Source organism: Hafnia sp. (assembly GCF_036648275.1).
In the GTDB taxonomy this organism is placed as follows: Bacteria; Pseudomonadota; Gammaproteobacteria; order Enterobacterales; family Enterobacteriaceae; genus Hafnia; species Hafnia alvei.
In genome coordinates this window covers 64,224-81,249 of sequence record NZ_JAVXIQ010000013.1, presented here as the reverse complement: position 1 = coordinate 81,249, position 17,026 = coordinate 64,224, and the positions used below count along the sequence as shown (strand labels likewise).

The window sequence follows — 17,026 nt, the reverse complement described above, 5'->3', positions numbered from 1 at the left end:
GGGGGCGCATTATACTCCAAACTTATCGCGTATAAAGCGGAAGCCAAAGCGTCAGGCGTAACCCGCCCAGCGGGCTGTCTTCGGCTTTCACCCAGCCGTTATGCTGCTCAACCACGGTTTCAACGATGGCGAGGCCCAAGCCTGTTCCTCCTGATTCGCGATCGCGCGCTTCATCGGTGCGGTAGAACGGCCGGAAAATTTGCTCACGATCTTCTGGTGCAACGCCTGGACCATCATCATCAACGTGGATAGTGATGCCCTGATTGTCGCAGCTAAACGTCACCGCAATCTGATGATGAGAGTAACGCAGCGCGTTACGCACGATATTTTCAACCGCACTATCCAGAGCTGCATGGCTGCCAAATAGCGGCCAAGGCCCTGGAGGGCTGATGATCTCTAACGTTTTCCCAACCTGCTCAGCCTCAAACTTCGCGTTGTCTAGCACGTCATCCCAAAGCTCATCGGCTTTCAAATGCTCGCGTTCTAGCTCGGTTTTATGCTGATTGCGTGATAGCGCCAACAGGTCGTTAATCATGCTGTCGAGGCGATGTGCCTCCATCTCAATGCGTGAAAGCTCGTTGTATTCACCGTGGCGACGGCGCATCAGCGCAGTGGCAAGCTGCAAGCGTGTGAGCGGCGTTCTTAGCTCATGCGAAATATCAGAGATTAAACGCTGCTGTGCATTAACCATACGCTCTAGCGCGCTAACCATTTGGTTAAAGCTGGCGCCTGTGGCTAAGAATTCCTGTGGGCCAGCCTCCAGTTCTGGATGCTGTTTAAGGTTACCGCTGGCAACATCATCGGCGGCGTTTTTAAGCTTACGAGCGGGGCTTGCAAGGCTCCATGCGAGCCAAAGCAGCAATGGTGAGCTGATAAGCATGGTGACAAGCAGCAGCAGCAGCGGTCGGTCAAACATCAGGTTGATAAAATCAGACTGAGGACTGCTTGCGGGGCGAACCAGATAGAGCTGGTAGTTATCTTCGCCATCACGAATAGGGAATGGACCGAGCATTTCGAGTCGGCCATATTTTTTCTTTTTCGGCTGGTCTGCGTTATCAGACTGGCCGATAAAGTTACGTACAATCTGCATTTCATTGCGTTGAGCGCCAATAACGCGCCCTTCGCTTGTCACCAGAAGAAGGCGTTGACCCGGAGGTGACCATTTATCAATGGCGCGGAACAAACGACGCCACCACATCAAGTCATTCGCCGGATCAACAGCTAGCTCTGCTTCTACGTGCTGCTCCAGCATAATGCCTTGACGGCGTTCACTGTCCAGTAATGAGGTTAGCTGGCGCGAGTCGAGTTTTGGCAGCATGAGCACCACCATTAGAACTAACGCCAGCGTTAACCAGAAAATGGCAAAGATACGTGCCGTAAGGCTATTAATCATGAAACAGACACCATCAGATAACCGCGACCACGCAGTGTTTTGAACCAAGGCTGACCATCTTTACGCTCTGGCAGCTTACGGCGCAGGTTGGAAATATGCATATCAATTGCGCGGTCAAAAGGTGTCAGGCGTTTGCCGAGCACTTCTTGGCTTAAATGTTCACGTGACACTACCTGACCCAAATGCTGTGCCAGCAAGTAGAGCAAGGTAAATTCAGTGCCGGTGAGCTCTAAGGTTTCCCCATCAAAGCTGGCTTCCTGACGCCCTGGATTAAGCAGCAGGTGATCCACTTCTAGCGTTGGCGCATTGCTTTCGTTGCTTTGCTGCTGTTCGTTCCAGTTGGAGCGACGCAGAATGGCACGAATACGCGCAACCAGTTCACGATCGTTAAATGGTTTTGGCAGATAGTCATCTGCACCAAGCTCAAGACCCAATACGCGGTCCAGTTCGCTGCCGCGAGCCGTGAGCATAATTACCGGCGTTTGATGATGCTGGCGCACTTCTTTTAAAGTATCGATGCCATTTTTCTTTGGCATCATTACGTCGAGCAATAATAAATCAATGCTGGAATCTAAAAGTTCCAGAGCCTGTTCGCCATCGTGCGCTATCACGACGCTAAAACCTTCTAAATCAAGCAGTTCTTGCAACAGTGACGTCAGTTCGCGATCGTCATCAACCAGTAAAATTTTATTCATAGGTGTTTACCTCCTGACGCAAAATACGACAACAAGTGCCGCTATTCCATGACTTTACTTAGTTTTACATGCACTGACGCTAGTTTTCAGGCCCCGAGTTACACTGATTCTCGTTGATTCACATAAGCGAGCCAAAGCAAAGGAGTAGATGATGCGTAAAGTAACCTCGTTAGCCATGACTTTGATGCTTGCGATGGCCTCTACCGCAGCATTTGCCGATGGCACTCAACAAAACGGTATGTTGTATCAAAGTATGGATCATAACCGTATGTTTGACGGTGTGAATCTTACCGAACATCAGCGTCAACAAATGCGCGATTTGATGCAACTAGCGCGACATGATTTACCCCGCGTTGATATAGCGGAGGCTGAAGCCATGCATAATCTGGTAACGGCAGAAAAGTTCGATGAAGCCGCAGTGCGGCAGTTAGCCGAAAAAATGGCTCAGGAGAGTATAAACCGTCAGGTTGAAATGGCGAAAATTCGCAACCAGATGTACAACCTGCTTACTCCAGAGCAAAAGGCCCAGTTAAATGAGCGTTACCAGCAGCGGATTGCCAATTGGCAGCAGCAGATAGCGACCATGCAGAATACTTCAGCCCTGAAGTTAGGTACGAAAGAGTAGCACCCTGTTTTTCCTTGCCATAGACACCATCCCTGTCTTCCCCCACCGTAAGGTGGGGTTTTTTTTATCAGGTACTTAGAATAAAACCCTTGTAAATCAAACGACCGTGTAACCGCCAGAAGCGGCTACAACGGGTTATAGTGTTTAATGGCGTAGTCAACGTGTAGTCAAATCGTCACCCCTCCACCAAGTGGGTTCAACGTTACTGCGTGCTTGAGATAATCAGGTGCAAGGTGAGCATAAACCATCGTCTGTTGTATGCTTGCGTGCCCCAGAATCTGCTGTAACGCAATGATGTTCCCCCCGTTCATCATGAACCAGCTTGCGAACGTATGCCGTAGTACATGCGTGGCCTGCCCCCGTGGCAGATCGGGCTTAACCTTTTTGAGCCGTTCGCAGAAGTTTTCATAATCAACTTTGAACAGTAACCCTGTGTCGCTGGTCTTGATCTCTTCTTCCAGTTCTTCCGATATCGGAACCGTTCGACTTTTCCCGTTTTTGGTTTTGAGGAACGTCACACGCCCGTGATTAACCTGCTCGCCGCGTAACGTGCTGCCCTCACCCCAACGTGCGCCAGTGCTGAGGCATATCAGCGCTACGCGTCGATCGTCACCGCTCAACGTTTCCAGCAGCCTGCCGATCTCCGACTTCGTTAGATACGTCATGGCTGGCGGCGTTTCTTTCAGTGGTTCCAAGCCCTTGCAAGGATTTTCCTTCCTAAACTCTTCCAGCTTTATCAGTGTGCTGAACATGCCAGAAAAGCGGTAAATATCCCGATTAATCGTTGCCGCGCTTATCCCATCTTCCAGCCGTTGGCCTCGGTGCTGCGCTATAGTGCGTTTGTTCAATCTATTAACGGCTGGGTCTCCTAACGCCCTGATCGTTTTTTTCAGGTGTCGCTTTTCAATCTCGCCATTTTCCTGTGTCTGTCCGTACAGCAACCACCAGGTATCTAGCAACTCGCTTAAGGTGCGGCGATCTACGCTTGCGCCCAGCCATTCTTTTTTGTCGGCGTTGACTAATACATACCGCTCGAAAAGCACAGCCTCTTGTTTCTTATCAAATCGCCTGCGGATGCGTTTTCCATTACGCCCACGCGGGTATACGTCTACTTCGTATTGACCACCTTCGAGCTTCTTAATCGACATAGTGAAGCCCTCCAGTAGAAGAGAGTGATATTGAATCTATCCAGTCAATGAAATCATGGTGCAGCGTTAGCCAATCTTGCGGGCGGATCGGCGTGACGTTGCCGCAGTTTCTGGCCCATCAAGAGAGAGAGCCGGGGCAATTTGTCCGGCGTCTGGTGCAGTGTTTCCTGTCATTAACCAGAGCGTGTATTTCTCAAATCGTGGGTTTTCGAGAATTATTGCCAGATAGTCGCCGGGGATCTGCCTACCTATAGATTCATAGTTTTTCAGGTTGTTGGCTGAAATCCCTGTGATCTCAGACATTTCTCTACGAGATAACCCTTCGGCTTTCCTCATAAGTAAGATTTTTTCGCCGATGCTTGTTTTTTGGATCATAAGTGATCTAAACTCCTCAATGTTGGGATTACATGTAATCCATAATATTCACCGCTAGAGGCGGCTACAGCCAGCTAGAAGCGGCTGTACATCAAAGAGGATTATTACACATGAAAGATAAATACTCAGAGGGCTTCATTGAATTGCGTCATCCAGTGGATGCGGTACCTGCCCCAAAATTTGCCGAAATGATTGGTAAATCAGCTAATGCAGTGGGTGACATGGTTCGTGATGGCAAGTTGCCAGTGGTTCAGATGAAGAACCCAGTAGCTCTAACTGGTCGTTCTGAGAATTGGATCTTCATTCCTGAGTTTAACCGTGCGATGCGTGATGCTTATTTCAATCGTCCGAAAGAGCAGCGCGACGCTTGGTTACTGTGGATTGGGCTTTGATTATGAAAAAGCGCTATTCACAACATGGGGCATATGCTGGAAGCATTCCGGGATTAACTATGGTAAGCAAAAATGTTTACGTATATTCCGGATTCACTATCCGCAAATCTTCACGCAATGCTTTTAATCGAAGCAATTCATATTTGATAAATAAGCGCGATGATAACGGAAGTATTGATAATTATTATGGCCGTGACTTTGCTTTAGCTGAAGCAATACGGACAATAGATAAATTAAAGAGTGGTGAAGATTATGAAAGTTGAAATGTTCATTGGTCTTTTTATTTTTGCAGTGCTGTGTTTGAATTTCGCTCAATTCTTGATTAGGCGGCGTAGTGAAAAAATCAGAGAGCAGAAATTAAAGGCGCTTTCTGAGCTTAAAAGGCGTCGAGAAGAAGTTGAGCGTAAGGCTCGCAGACAACTGTAGCAGGTATTCAATATGAACAATAATTCCCCATCACTTGCCAGCCTGCTAAAACACGGTTGCCAGGTCACGCACTACCGTAATACTCGCGGCTGGATTGAATGCCCTGATGGACGTTTTTTTAAGCCAGAGCCAAATAAGGTCCGTTTCATTAAAGGAATGAGTAAGCCTTTTGTTTATACGAAGAAGATAAACAAAGGCTTATTTAGTTCTTTAGCAAGGTTATTTAGAAAACTGCTTTAGTAATTAAGTAACAGATAAAACTTTTTCTACCTGTCATCACTTTATTAAGTGATGTGTATTCACTCATCCAAATAACGGGGTTAATTATGCTTAAGTTCGAATTAGGGCAGCAAGTATTAATTAAAGCCAGCGGCGAAAAAGGTACCGTTGAGGCTTGTGCTAAATATATTTCAAGTGGCAATTCCTATTACATCCATTACCGCGCTGCTGATGGTCGTGCGGTAACTCAATGGTTTGAAGAGCGCCATATTGAAGACTGCACCGCGAGCAAGGTATGTGATTGCCCACTGTGCGATCTCCTTCGCCCGCTCCCTCAGGTAATTAATTTCACCATTGATGTGGCGAAGTAAAACCAAAAGCACCGGGAGGCCGGTGCTTATCTGGGGCGTTACTTCCGAGTGGCGCGCCTGATAAGCGGCAGTGATGGGAGATAGGGTTATGAGTATCGGGCAAGAAAAACCAGTAACCGGGCGTCAAATGTTCCTTGAGCAATGTGCGCGTTTGCAGTCGAGCGTTTCAGCTTCTCGCACCAGTGATATGGCGAACCGTTTCAACCGTCTGGGGGAAACTCAGAAAAAGGTGATCATTCTGCTGGCAAACGAAGCCGCGCAGCGCTTCAAAGACCTGCCGCCTCTGACTCATTCACATCTCGCGCTGCCTTTTGAACAATTTGATTCACAGGACAAAGCCAGCCTGATGCTGGGGATTAAGCGTCTTGCCGAACTAGCTGCGGCGTTGCCGTGGGAGTTCTCAGACTATGCAGCGCCACGCCTTGAGGTTCAGGCGTTACGCGAATCACCACCACCCGCGCCGAATGGCGTAGTCAATTAACCACTGAATGATTAACCAGTAGCCAGGTGCATCACTGCGCCAGGCTTCCTGCACCCAGGAGAAAGCAAGATGCACCTAATTTTACCCAGCGAGCGGCGCTTATGTGATTTTTGCCTAGACCATCGTAAATCTAGCCTCTTGATTGTCTCGCCTAACGGGGCAATTTGTTCGGACTGTGTGTCTGCTTGTGTGGCTGAACTGGCAAGTAAAACTCGGGAATTACTGGAGGTTAATGCCTCTGCTGAGGAGAGAACATAATGATTCGATCGCTACTCAAATGGCCCGGTGGTAAAAGCCGGGTTATGCCTGAACTGCTGCCGCATTTACCAAAGGCTGGTTGCCTCGTTGAGCCTTTTGTTGGCGGCGCTTCCGTGTTCCTCAACACCGATTATCGCCGCTATATTCTTGCGGATATCAACCCAGACCTGATCCGCCTTTATCGTGAGGTCAAAAGCAATCCTGAGTTGGTGATTGATCTTGCGCGCCCGCTCTTTGCGACCGGCAATTCCAAAGAGGAATATTTACAGAACCGCCGCATTTTCAACGGTACAAAAGGCTTGCTTGATGTGGCCCGCGCGGCCCTATTTCTCTATCTCAACCGCCACGGCTACAACGGCGTGGTGCGTTACAACCAGAGCGGTGGTTATAACGTGCCGTTTGGTCAGCACAAAAGCGCGCCTTACTTCCCGGAGGCGGAGATCCGCCAGTTTGCGGAGAAGGCCAACGACACCAACACTATTTTCTTGTGCAGCTCGTTTCAAAATACCCTAAAAGTAATGGTCGGAGCGGATGAAGCCATCTACTGCGATCCGCCGTACCTGCCTGCCAGCGAAACCGCCAATTTCACCCAATACCACACCGAGCCATTCACCGAGAAGCACCATCGCCAGTTAGCGGCGGAGTTGCTGGAAGTGAACCGCAAATATGGCGCGCCGGTTGTCATTTCCAACAGTGACACCGAAACGACCCGCGAGATTTACCACCGCTTCCGCCTGCATGAAATCGACGTACAGCGCTCCGTTAGCACTGATGCCAGCAACCGCCAGAAGGCCAAAGAGGTGATCGGCATCCTCAAAGTTTGCGAAGGGTGCGGAAGGGCTGGCGGTGGGAGTTGTCCTGATTGTGGGCCGTGTTGTGGTGATGCGACTTACAGCGCGATGGTGGGGGATTGCAATGAAAACTAAGCACATGGGGGCAAGCCCTTTAACCGGAAATATCTACTACGGAACTTTGAATACGGAAAAGGGTATGTGGGTAGGTCAAAAGGCGGATGTTACAGATATGGCCTGTAAGGCTGTGGCTGAGAGCCTTTATATAAAAAAAATAGATCGGGTCTATAGCCTCAAAGATGGGCGTGAATTAGTGCTCAGCGTTGAAGTTCGGGAGGCTCAGTGATGGCAAAGATCTACATCGCTGGCCCAATGAGCGGATTGCCTGGCTTTAATCGCCCAGCGTTTCACCGTGCTGCTGCGCACATTGTACGGCGCGGAAACGTTGCTCTTAATCCGGCGATCCTGCCGGATGGCTTAGAGCAAGCCGAGTATATGGATATCTGCCTTGCCATGCTTCGCTGCGCTGATGGCGTCTTCATGTTGGACGGTTGGCAACGGTCTGCTGGGGCAAAGGCAGAGTACGCGCTTGCTGAAAAGTTGGGGCTGGATATTCAGCACCAGATGATTGATCGGTGCATGGGCGCACGATGACCACCGCCGCAAGTGGGCGCAGCGCCCCAACGCCGGCCCCTCCGTATCCGGGTAGTGCACCAGACGCCACCCGGTACGCTTACGAATGGCAGAAGCCGAAAGCTGCCATTTGTGTTGATAAGACTCCCGTTGTTGATCTAGTCGAACTGGGTCAAGAACAGGAGTTTTTGGCGTGGGTGAAAGTTACCCTTGCGGCGCTACCTCGCTTTATTCGCCTGCGTCTGGCTTCCCGCATTGACAGTATTCACACCATGAAGGGCAGGCACATCGCCCGTCTGGCGCTACGCGATATCATTCGCAGGGATCTCCCGACCATCAACATGGTGAATGAGCAATACGCTATTGCGATGACCGATGAGGCTAAATCTCAGGCTGATACAGCATTCAAAGGGGTAAACCCGCTTTACCACACGTTTAACACTCTTCACGGATTGGTTGAGCGTTTTAACCACCTGCCGGACTTCACGCCGGAAGATGTTGAGCTGCTGGCTCAGGATATAGCTATCTATATGCGGTCTGTGCTGAGCGAAGTTCACGAAACGGTAGAGACGCAGAGTGATCGCAAATATGCAGAATACCTTTACACCGAAGCGGCTATCCTCGCGCGGCTTTTCTTCCTGACGCCTCCAAGCTGGGAAAAGTATTGCCGGGGCGCGCTGTTTATTGATGAAGCAACTACCGGCATCAGCAAGATGCTGGATGATCGCTATTGGCACCGTAACCTGAAAAAGTACGCTGCGCGCTGGCGTGAGCACCTGCACATTGCCTTTGGTGACGTGAAGCGGGGCGCTGCACCGTATTGCAGTAAGCACCATGTTGATGAGTGGGATGCCAGACGCAAACGCAGCCGCGCGATCATGGCTCGTCTTGAACTGGAAGACCAGGACACCAAAGAGCGTATTTCACTTATTGAGCAGATCGATAAGAGCATTTCTAACCCGGCATTGCGCCGCGTTGAACTCATGACCCGCATTGGTGGCTTTGAGAAAGTCGCCACCGAAAGCGGTTATTCAGGCCAGTTTTTTACTCTGACAGCGCCATCCAAATACCATGCCTATACCGTATTCGGTCATCGTAATGCCAAATGGAACGGTGCCAGCCCAAGAACAACGCAGCGCTACCTTAACCGGGTATGGCAAAAGATTCGTGCTGAGCTTGCCCGCCGTGAAATTCCGCTCTTTGGCCTGCGAGTGGCTGAGTCACACCACGATGGTACGCCGCACTGGCACGGCTTGCTGTTCTCCCTGCCGGAACATTCCGCCGAGCTGCTGGAAGTGATGGAAGACTATGCCACCCGCGAGGATGCGGAAGAGTTGCAGGGTAAGCACGGCAATCAGCCGCGTTTTGATATGAAGCCGATCGATCAGGAAATCGGCAGCGCCACCGGCTACGTGGTGAAGTACATCAGTAAGAATATTGACGGCTACGCGCTCGACGGTGAAACCGACGACGAGAGCGGCAGGCCGCTGAAAGAAACGTCAAAACATGCTACCGCCTGGGCGTCTTGTTGGGGCATCCGTCAGTTTCAGTTTTTGGGCGGCGCGCCGGTATCTGTCTGGCGTGAGCTGCGCCGGTTCCGCAATCAGGAACAGGCCGACAAGATAAACCCGCTGTTTGCTGAGCTGCACCGCGCTGCGGATGCTGGCGACTGGCAGCAATACACCCAATTGCAGGGCGGGGCACTGGTTGCCCGCCGTGATCTGCCGTTGCGTATCTGGTACCAGCAGAAAGAAGAGCCTAATGATTACGGCGAGTATCGGGATCTTATCAAAGGCCTGATGATGCCAGCCGTACATATCCCACCCATTGAAACTCGCCTGCATACCTACCGCATTGTGCGTAAGAAACCGGAGGTTTTAGACGACTCCGGGCAGGCCGTTGACTTTGATTTTGACCTTCGGGGCGCGTCCGCGCCCTCTAGGACTCGTGTCAATAACTGTACTGAGGTCAAAAAACGAACAAATTCACCGCCCGGATCACCGTCATTAATGACAGTGCCAGATGAGCGGGAAGGGCCGGAACAGTTTGAGATCGGTCAGTTGACCCAGGAACAGCGAAAACAGGTACGGGAAAGCCTTAATAACCACAAACCTAAGCGGCAGAAATCGCCTGCTGATGAGTTTGAGGAGCTGGCGCGCAGCATTACCAGCGGCGACTGTTCCGAATATGACACCCAGCGGGCAGAAAGTTACCTCAAAGCCGCCCACGCAATCAGGCAGCAAGAGCAGGTTTTATCACCGGCAATTGCTGGTCTGGCGGGGCTGGTTCAGTCATGGGCGCAGATTAAGAAAGTGCAGATCAGTAAGCCGCAGGCCATGCAACTGGCGCGCGGTAATGAAGTGACGATACTCGATACCGTGTATCGCGCGCATCCGGTTACAGGTGAGTTGATTATCGCCGGTACTGATCAGCCGTGGCGTAAATCCATATCCAAACACAAGGTTGGCGAGCTGGTTGACCGCTGGAAAGCGGCGGTTAAGACAGCAGATAGCGGGGAGTAAGAGAGGAAAAATGAAAACGATTCTGGATGTTATCGGTTTTTTGCTGGCGGTTTCGGCCTATGACTGGATGCGGACGAACGTACCAGCAAAGCGCCGGGCGGCATGGATTGCGGCAGCGGTAGTTTTATTCGCTTGGATCTGTATTCGGGCTGTTGGTGAGACGCTATATGAGGTGCTGAGCCAATGGGTTTGGTGACAATCGTTATGACCTGCGCAGCTTGTTGCGCGGGGAGTGGCGATTCTGCGGGCGCGGGCGGCAAAGAGTCCGCTAGCGCCACAAAGTGGCGCTCATTGGGTAGCGCACTGTTAGATTTGGCAATGTTGGCCATACGCATCGAGCACCGTCATTTTTGGCAGTGCTGCAGCTGTAACGCGAGGTTTTACTGATGAGTTATTTAGGGAGTAAAGGCGGTAGCGGTGTTTATCAAAAAATCATTGCCGAGATGCCGCCGCATGATACCTACATTGAAACGCATCTGGGCAGCGGTGCGGTGATGTTTTTCAAGCCGCTTGCAGCCAGGACGATTGGAATTGATGTGGATGAAAATGCTTTTAAATTAACGCGGGATCGCTGGTCAAAGATGGGGAAAACGCCGCCTCGGTGGAATCTATATCACGGTGATGCGGTAGGTTTTCTGGAAAGAGAAGACTTTACTCAACATGGCCGCGTGCTGGTTTATTCCGATCCTCCCTATCTGCTTGAAACGCGCACCAGTCGCGCCCGCTACCGTCATGAATATACCGTTGCCGATCATGAGCGCCTGTTAGTCTGCCTCATGAGTTTACCGGAAAACGTCAGCGTGATCCTGTCTGGCTATCCGTCGCGGCTCTATGACGAAACTTTAACGGGCTGGCGCAGTAAAGAATTTCAGGCCATGACGCGCGGCGGGGTGCGAACAGAAAAAATCTGGATGAACTACCCGGAGGGGCGCGCGTATTCCCACGCATTTGCCGGGAAAGACTACAACGATCGGCACCGTATTAAGCGAAAGGTTGAGCGGTGGCGCGCGAAATATGCAGCCCTTCCGCCTGCTGAGCGGCTGGCGATCATGGTGGCATTAAATGAAGTCGACGGGGGTAATCATGGGTGAATATCAGGTGTTTAGTGATTCAGCTTGTTTGCTGACGGTTGAAGAACAGAAGGTAGCCCAGCTTTTAGGTGATGCGTGGAATCTCTACCTTGGATTGCCTGTTGAGCATCCAATGGGACGGGATGAGTTTTGCCGTGCCATTCACCACTGTCAAAACATGGTGTTAGCACGTCCGGCGATCAGGGCGCTGGCAGAGAAAGGGCAAGGTTATAAGGGCAATAACAACGTTAAGGAGACTTTGGTATGAAATCCGGTTATATCAGCTACTTTGAAGGATACGATGCAAAGGGATATGCAATCTATAACGGTAATGGTGCCGTTACCGTTGAACATGATGAAACCAGTTGCGCCGACCCCGTGTCGCTTAAGGATGAGCACACGGCTTATCTACTGGCTAAGGAGAAAGAAACTAACGGTGATGTAGTCAGAATTGTGATTAAAAATCTTATGAAAGTTTGATATTTGTACCGCAACTAAATGAAAATGCCGCCAATTGCTGGCGGCTTATCAGGTGGACGGTGACTTAAAATCCGTCAAATTCATCAAGTTTTGCCATACATATTCCACTGTTAAAGATAGTCTTCTTCATAGTCATTGATTAGCTCATTTCCATAATCTGAAAGCAGCTTAAGGGCGAAGGTGGTTTCTTCCAGACTGGCCGCGCCCATCGCTGCAAATACAGTTAATTTAACCAGCAAAAGTGAAGCTGAAAGCTCAGAGCCATTCATCATCAAAAAGATAGATGCAGCCTGAAAGGCAGTACGCTTATTGCCATCATGGAAGGCATGGGCCTTTGCTATGCCGATCAGATACATGGCGGCTAGGGCATAAATATCATCAATACCTTCATAGTGGTGCAGGGTCTGGACGCGATTTAGCGCACCTTCAAGCAGACCGGCGTTAGCGTTCCCACTCTGCGGGAGTGTTTCTGCATGGATACGCTCCACTTCCTCCTTTGACAGAAAAACCAGATCCATTAGTTGTCCTCAAGTCGTTTGATGATTTCAGCGTGCTTTTCCCTTGTGCGCTTCATGGCGTCTTCAAAGGAAAGCGCTTTTTTCCCCTGAGAAAATAGTGCCGGGTGGCGCTTTTCGAGATCGCGCACAGCCTGAACAAGCGGTTGTTGGCTCATTTTTTTTGCCCTTTCGCGGAACTCCTGAAGCCCCTCATTGGCAGCAAGATATTCCGGGTTAAGATCTGCGCCTGACAGAATTACACTTTTCTGATCTTCCCCCGTGATGGCAATACTCCCACCAGAGCGAAGATACTCCAGCATGTCGCCGAGATTTGCCCGAAATTCAGCGTCAGTTACCGTTTTCATATTCATTTCCATTGCCCGCATTTATAGCGTAAGTATAACGACCATTTGCGCAATAATAACACGCTCCACGACTGTTTTATTCACTGCACAATAGTGCACAAATTTGCACAATTTTTTTGAAGCTATTTATGTCCTTTCCGCCCTGTTGCGGCACGGTCTGGCTCCGGATTGGCAAATGCACAAAAAACGAAGCAAAAGTCGCGCGCAGGTGACGGGGGAACAGCCCACGCGACGGAGGGCAGGGAGGTGATACCTTTAATTGTCATTACTCAGCCTTTTCCGCCTTCTCCACGCGTTTTCTCGCTTCTGGATGTGTTCGGGGTCGATTGCAAATTGCGCCTGCCAGAATGGCGCTCATGCGCTCTGAGTGAGGGGCGCTAAAGGTCATGCTGAATGGTACTCAGATGGTGGTAGACCATGCGGGGATTGAAAATTACTGAAGGAGAATCGCCGCAGGATGCGCGGCGGGGAATCTGGTTACTCGTCTTTGAGTAGAGCGTAGGGATTAAAGCGGATCACTTCCTGTCCGAGCCAGTCATTGACGCCCTTCATGGCTTCCATCACGGGCAACATTTCGTTGATGGCGAAGACGCGCGCGGCCTTCTCAACATCACCGAGCGAGCCGTTGCCTTCCGGCATTGCGCCCATCAACTGCGGCGGGATGCGGTGAGCGTCGCGCAAATCGTTTCGCGTTGCTGATTTGATATTGAGAAACTCATCCTTTGCCGATATCTGGCTGAACGGCAACAGTTGCACGCCGTCTTTGCCGCCACCCGGTGCATGTATCAGTACGTTTTTGAAGGAGCCTTTCCCTCTGGCCTGTGACAGCGTCTTTTGCACCACCTTGATGCTTTCCTGATCCACCTTCTCCGAACCAACATAGAGAATACATCCGGCGTGAGAACCGTTGTCATAGTAGAGTTTGCGGAACTTATCGGCAGAGTGTGACAGGCTGGCGGACAGTAACGCACCCATATATTCAGGCATACCGTAGATTTCCTGATGAATGTCCGGGTTCATGATGTGGCAGACTTCGCCCGCCTTGAACTCGTATTCGTCCTTCCACTGCCGGATAAACCAGTAGGTATCAAGGTCGCTTCCACGTCGCGTGTTCAGTGCCGGTACATGCTTAAGTTTGAGCGGATCTCCCAGACGATTAGACCGACGCTCAAGATAGGCATTGCCGAAGACAAACCAGTCCAGTGCAAACGCAGAGAAGGCTTGTCGTGAGAGTAAAGGGTGTGGGATATAGCACCCAGTCAGCACATTGCGCTTGAAGTAAAGCGCCGACTGATGCAGCGGGGATTGTGTGAATGCACGGGTTAACCCTTTCCAGTCTATTGGCGTCTCGTAGTAACGGCCGTTATCGACGCAACACATGCTGTCCAGCAAATCATAGCCGTCTGTTACCGAATATGGCCCGTCAAACGTGAAGGCGCTGAGCGCCGGATCGCTTCTGAGCGCGTCGGAAATATCAGGCTGTCCGGCACTGTCACTGCTGACAGTGTGTTTGTTTTTGTAGGTGCGCTTCTTCATCAGAACTCCATAGCAAACCCGCCGCTGCCACTCTCTTGGCCCAGCGGTTCGTTAATAATGGCGAGCATATTCGCCCAAGCTAAATCACCGTGGCTGACACCGCGCGCGCGGTCAGTGTCATAGGTGATGAATCCGCCTGGCGTCTTGACCTTGCGAACAGAGTTAAATGCATTGATCAGGGCGCGTTCGCTGCGGTCATATTCCCAGCGTCCAGCGCGGATCAGCTGTAGCATTTTCAGCACTAGGGCGCGTTTTGACGTCATTGACATGGTGTAGGGCATCGCCATCGGGAAAAACTTTTTCACTATCTGGTAAACGGCCTCACCGTTACCCCCCGTCACATCGATGCCAACGTGCTGTACGTTGTATTTGAAGGTGAAATTTTCGATAACTTTTGCCTGCTCTTCAAACTCAAGGCCGCGCACCTGTTCCGTTTCCACCGTGCGGAATTTACCGCCCGGCACCAGTGGTGGCACCACAACGCAAATCGCGCCGCTATCACCGTTACCGCTGCTGCCGTTGGCGTCATAACCGATCCATACCGGACGATTACCCATAGGTCTGGACGCGAAAGGTTTCCAGTCCGGCCATTCATCGTAACCATCTGCCCCGCAGCCAATCAGTGCGTTCAGGTTGAAGGCGGACTCACCATCGCGAACGAACTCGCACATGTACAGGTTGCGGAATTCATCCTCGCTGTTTTCATCCTGAATTTCTTCAAGATCGGTATACTCCCAGCCGTGCTCTATCACATCCTTCAGGGTGACAATCTGACGCCAGGTTTTATCCGGGCATAGCAGCCCGCTGTTCAGCGTTTTCCAGCCCACATCAAACGCTTTGCGCTGTGCCTTCGGGCGTTTCTCATTCCAGCGATCGCCCGTCCAGAACGGGTAAGCCTCATGGGTCTCGCCTGACGGCGTGGAAAAGTAGGTACGCGTCAGCCCCTTCAGCGTTGCCATCGCACCTGCAACCTTTCGCAGGTTGGTGAAATTGCTGACCCAGAAAAATTCGTCGAACTTCAGGTTGCCTGTATATGACTGCGCCGTCGCAGCGGACGTGCCGAGGAAATGCAGTTCAGCGCCGTTACTGAGTACGATTTTGTCACCGCCCTTAAGCTCAACGTCTACTTCTTCCGCTACCTTCTGGATGAACCCCCTGAACTGGTGCGCCTGACGGCGAGATGCAGACAGAAATATCTGGTTGCGCTGGTACGGGTATTTCACATCGTCGCGCAGTGCATCAAGCAACGCCTCGCGTGCAAAGTACCAAGTTGCACCAATCTGGCGGGACTTCAGTATCATGCGGTTTCGGTGGTGGCGTTGCTCATACCAGCAGCGTTGATGCCACGAAAGGGAATCCAGTATTTTCTCTCGCAGCGCGACGATCTGTTCTTCGGTGAAATGGTTTTTCAGCTTGCGCTTGCGTGGTTTTTTACCCAAATCAGTCCCTGCCGGTTGTCCGTCAGACAGCTTTTTCAGTTGTCGGGTCAGCAGATCAATTTCCTTGAAGTCTCCTCCGGTCTTGTTGTCCTTTTTGCCAAGCTGGATAAGGCGTGCATCAAAGGTCTGGGTTACACGCTGAATAGGCGGGGTCTCATCCCATTCATCGCGTTTCTTCCAAGCGTAAATTGTGTTCTGATTAATTCCCATCAGGCGCGCGATCTCCGCTGGCGGGTAGCCCTGCCAGTAAAGTTGTTTTGCCCTCTGACGTACAAAAGCGTCTTGTATCATCTGCCCTCCACCGTTTATGGAGTGAAGATTACCCCGCGCGCGATCCCGCTATCGCCCTCTTTATGGTCTGGCCTTCCTCAGACAACAAAACCTCGTTGAGACAGCAAGTTACGCTCTGCCATCATGGCCGCACAGAAACCACTCAACAGGATTATCAACATGGCTAGCGCAGCTAAACCAGCCCGTAAGAAATTCCGCGTTGCTGTCTCTGGTGCCACCGTTGACGGGCGTGAGATTCGCCCTGAGCACCTTCGTGATGCAGCAGCAAACTACAGCCCGGACGTGTACGGCGCACGCGTCAACGTGGAGCACTATCTTTCGCCTTTCCCCGGCAGTGATTTCGGCGCGATGGGGGATGTGACGGCGCTGAGTGCTGAAGATATCAGCGAAGGCCCGCTCGCCGGACGCACCGCGCTTTACGCCGAGATTGAACCTTCTGAGCGCATGAAGAAGTTGACGGAAGAAGGTAAGAAAATTTACTCCAGCATTGAACTGCACCCGCAGTTTGCGCTTAACGGCAAGGCGTATGTCATGGGGCTGGCTATGACCGATACCCCGGCAAGCCTCGGTACCGAGCGCCTGAAATTTGCCGCGCAGCAGCGTCAGCAGGTTATGTCCTTCAACAATCAGCAGGGTGAAGCCCCGCTGTTCACCGATGCCATTGAGGCTGAAATTATCGAACTGGCTGAGCAGCGCAGCGATGAAGGTAAGCAGTGGTTCGGGCGCGTCATGGGGATTATCGGCAAAGGCCGTAAATCTGACGGTGAGCAGTTCAGCCAGGTGCGCGACGCCGTAGAGAACGTCGCCCAATCCCATGCCGATCTGCTGGACAGTTTTAACGACCTGAGCCGCGCCCGCGAGCGGGATAGCCAGGCCATCCAGAAGCTGACCTCCGATCTTGCCGCGCTGACCAGCAAGCTGGGAAGCACAGACGCCAATTTCAGCCAGCGGGAACCCGCCAGCGGTGGCGCTAACGCGCAATTGGCTGATTACTGATATTCACAAAGAGAGCAGAGAAC

At 51.4% G+C, this 17,026-nt stretch carries 24 protein-coding genes; 16 read left to right on the top strand and 8 right to left on the bottom strand.

The window, feature by feature from the left end; genetic code table 11:
* Nucleotides 1–22: 22 nt before the first annotated feature.
* Both cpxA and cpxR read right to left on the bottom strand, forming a co-directional pair.
* Nucleotides 23–1,393 (bottom strand): envelope stress sensor histidine kinase CpxA, encoded by a 1,371-nt coding sequence (gene cpxA, locus RSC70_RS13180; protein WP_025801489.1) that lies wholly within the window; start codon nucleotides 1,391–1,393, stop codon nucleotides 23–25.
* Nucleotides 1,390–2,088, bottom strand: a complete 699-nt coding sequence (cpxR, locus tag RSC70_RS13175) for an envelope stress response regulator transcription factor CpxR (RefSeq protein ID WP_332542707.1) — start codon at nucleotides 2,086–2,088, stop codon at nucleotides 1,390–1,392. Before cpxR ends, cpxA begins: the two co-directional genes overlap by 4 nt.
* A gap of 151 nt (nucleotides 2,089–2,239) precedes the next feature.
* On the opposite strand from cpxR, the gene cpxP reads away from it, so the two are divergent.
* A complete protein-coding gene (gene cpxP / locus RSC70_RS13170; protein WP_332542705.1) occupies nucleotides 2,240–2,713 on the top strand; it encodes a cell-envelope stress modulator CpxP in 474 nt (157 codons plus the stop codon).
* A 167-nt stretch (nucleotides 2,714–2,880) separates the two neighbouring features.
* Here cpxP and RSC70_RS13165 read toward each other — a convergent pair whose 3' ends face one another.
* Together RSC70_RS13165 and RSC70_RS13160 are read right to left on the bottom strand one after the other, a co-directional pair.
* Entirely contained in the window at nucleotides 2,881–3,861 is a 981-nt protein-coding gene (locus RSC70_RS13165; protein ID WP_332542704.1) for a phage integrase, read from the bottom strand.
* Between the two features lie 66 nt (nucleotides 3,862–3,927).
* The gene (locus RSC70_RS13160; protein ID WP_332542703.1) at nucleotides 3,928–4,236 is read right to left on the bottom strand and encodes a helix-turn-helix domain-containing protein; all 309 of its coding nucleotides are present in this window, start codon (nucleotides 4,234–4,236) and stop codon (nucleotides 3,928–3,930) included.
* Between the two features lie 110 nt (nucleotides 4,237–4,346).
* On the opposite strand from RSC70_RS13160, the gene RSC70_RS13155 reads away from it, so the two are divergent.
* From RSC70_RS13155 to RSC70_RS13090, 14 genes are all read left to right on the top strand, one after another.
* Nucleotides 4,347–4,628: a Cox family DNA-binding protein gene (locus RSC70_RS13155; RefSeq protein ID WP_332542702.1), complete on the top strand. Its 282-nt coding sequence runs from the start codon at nucleotides 4,347–4,349 to the stop codon at nucleotides 4,626–4,628.
* A 2-nt stretch (nucleotides 4,629–4,630) separates the two neighbouring features.
* On the top strand, nucleotides 4,631–4,891 hold the full coding sequence (locus RSC70_RS13150) for a hypothetical protein (RefSeq protein ID WP_332542700.1): 261 nt from the start codon (nucleotides 4,631–4,633) through the stop codon (nucleotides 4,889–4,891).
* Nucleotides 4,881–5,054, top strand: coding sequence for a hypothetical protein (locus RSC70_RS13145; protein WP_332542698.1), 174 nt, complete (start codon nucleotides 4,881–4,883; stop codon nucleotides 5,052–5,054). The genes RSC70_RS13150 and RSC70_RS13145 overlap by 11 nt, the downstream gene beginning before the upstream one ends.
* Nucleotides 5,055–5,066: 12 nt before the next feature.
* Entirely contained in the window at nucleotides 5,067–5,294 is a 228-nt protein-coding gene (locus tag RSC70_RS13140; RefSeq protein WP_332542697.1) for a phage filamentation protein Fil family protein, read from the top strand.
* Nucleotides 5,295–5,380: 86 nt separating this feature from the next.
* Complete coding sequence (locus tag RSC70_RS13135; RefSeq protein WP_332542695.1) at nucleotides 5,381–5,644, top strand: hypothetical protein; 264 nt, start codon at nucleotides 5,381–5,383, stop codon at nucleotides 5,642–5,644.
* Nucleotides 5,645–5,732: 88 nt separating this feature from the next.
* The gene (locus RSC70_RS13130) at nucleotides 5,733–6,125 is read left to right on the top strand and encodes a hypothetical protein (RefSeq protein WP_332542693.1); all 393 of its coding nucleotides are present in this window, start codon (nucleotides 5,733–5,735) and stop codon (nucleotides 6,123–6,125) included.
* Nucleotides 6,126–6,382: 257 nt separating this feature from the next.
* The gene (locus RSC70_RS13125) at nucleotides 6,383–7,309 is read left to right on the top strand and encodes a DNA adenine methylase (RefSeq protein ID WP_332542692.1); all 927 of its coding nucleotides are present in this window, start codon (nucleotides 6,383–6,385) and stop codon (nucleotides 7,307–7,309) included.
* The gene (locus RSC70_RS13120; RefSeq protein ID WP_332542691.1) at nucleotides 7,299–7,520 is read left to right on the top strand and encodes a DUF7446 family protein; all 222 of its coding nucleotides are present in this window, start codon (nucleotides 7,299–7,301) and stop codon (nucleotides 7,518–7,520) included. The genes RSC70_RS13125 and RSC70_RS13120 overlap by 11 nt, the downstream gene beginning before the upstream one ends.
* Nucleotides 7,520–7,828 (top strand): DUF4406 domain-containing protein, encoded by a 309-nt coding sequence (locus tag RSC70_RS13115; protein ID WP_332542690.1) that lies wholly within the window; start codon nucleotides 7,520–7,522, stop codon nucleotides 7,826–7,828. Before RSC70_RS13120 ends, RSC70_RS13115 begins: the two co-directional genes overlap by 1 nt.
* A 176-nt stretch (nucleotides 7,829–8,004) precedes the next feature.
* Nucleotides 8,005–10,329 carry a replication endonuclease gene (locus RSC70_RS13110; protein ID WP_332542689.1) on the top strand — a complete coding sequence of 775 codons (2,325 nt, stop codon included), beginning with the start codon at nucleotides 8,005–8,007 and terminating at the stop codon, nucleotides 10,327–10,329.
* A 10-nt stretch (nucleotides 10,330–10,339) separates the two neighbouring features.
* A complete protein-coding gene (locus RSC70_RS13105; RefSeq protein ID WP_332542688.1) occupies nucleotides 10,340–10,525 on the top strand; it encodes a hypothetical protein in 186 nt (61 codons plus the stop codon).
* A 190-nt stretch (nucleotides 10,526–10,715) separates the two neighbouring features.
* A complete protein-coding gene (locus RSC70_RS13100) occupies nucleotides 10,716–11,420 on the top strand; it encodes a DNA adenine methylase (RefSeq protein WP_332542687.1) in 705 nt (234 codons plus the stop codon).
* Entirely contained in the window at nucleotides 11,413–11,667 is a 255-nt protein-coding gene (locus tag RSC70_RS13095) for a hypothetical protein (protein WP_332542686.1), read from the top strand. The genes RSC70_RS13100 and RSC70_RS13095 overlap by 8 nt, the downstream gene beginning before the upstream one ends.
* A complete protein-coding gene (locus tag RSC70_RS13090) occupies nucleotides 11,664–11,879 on the top strand; it encodes a hypothetical protein (protein ID WP_332542685.1) in 216 nt (71 codons plus the stop codon). Before RSC70_RS13095 ends, RSC70_RS13090 begins: the two co-directional genes overlap by 4 nt.
* A 110-nt stretch (nucleotides 11,880–11,989) precedes the next feature.
* Here RSC70_RS13090 and RSC70_RS13085 read toward each other — a convergent pair whose 3' ends face one another.
* From RSC70_RS13085 to RSC70_RS13070, 4 genes are all read right to left on the bottom strand, one after another.
* The gene (locus RSC70_RS13085) at nucleotides 11,990–12,397 is read right to left on the bottom strand and encodes a type II toxin-antitoxin system death-on-curing family toxin (RefSeq protein ID WP_219280618.1); all 408 of its coding nucleotides are present in this window, start codon (nucleotides 12,395–12,397) and stop codon (nucleotides 11,990–11,992) included.
* Nucleotides 12,397–12,741 (bottom strand): type II toxin-antitoxin system Phd/YefM family antitoxin, encoded by a 345-nt coding sequence (locus tag RSC70_RS13080; protein WP_332542684.1) that lies wholly within the window; start codon nucleotides 12,739–12,741, stop codon nucleotides 12,397–12,399. The genes RSC70_RS13085 and RSC70_RS13080 overlap by 1 nt, the downstream gene beginning before the upstream one ends.
* A gap of 477 nt (nucleotides 12,742–13,218) precedes the next feature.
* Nucleotides 13,219–14,277 carry a phage portal protein gene (locus tag RSC70_RS13075; protein ID WP_332542683.1) on the bottom strand — a complete coding sequence of 353 codons (1,059 nt, stop codon included), beginning with the start codon at nucleotides 14,275–14,277 and terminating at the stop codon, nucleotides 13,219–13,221.
* Complete coding sequence (locus RSC70_RS13070; RefSeq protein WP_332542682.1) at nucleotides 14,277–16,007, bottom strand: terminase large subunit domain-containing protein; 1,731 nt, start codon at nucleotides 16,005–16,007, stop codon at nucleotides 14,277–14,279. Before RSC70_RS13070 ends, RSC70_RS13075 begins: the two co-directional genes overlap by 1 nt.
* A 159-nt stretch (nucleotides 16,008–16,166) precedes the next feature.
* Here RSC70_RS13070 and RSC70_RS13065 point away from each other — a divergent pair, with 159 nt between their 5' ends.
* Complete coding sequence (locus tag RSC70_RS13065) at nucleotides 16,167–17,003, top strand: GPO family capsid scaffolding protein (protein WP_332542681.1); 837 nt, start codon at nucleotides 16,167–16,169, stop codon at nucleotides 17,001–17,003.
* The last annotated feature ends 23 nt before the right edge of the window (nucleotides 17,004–17,026 follow it).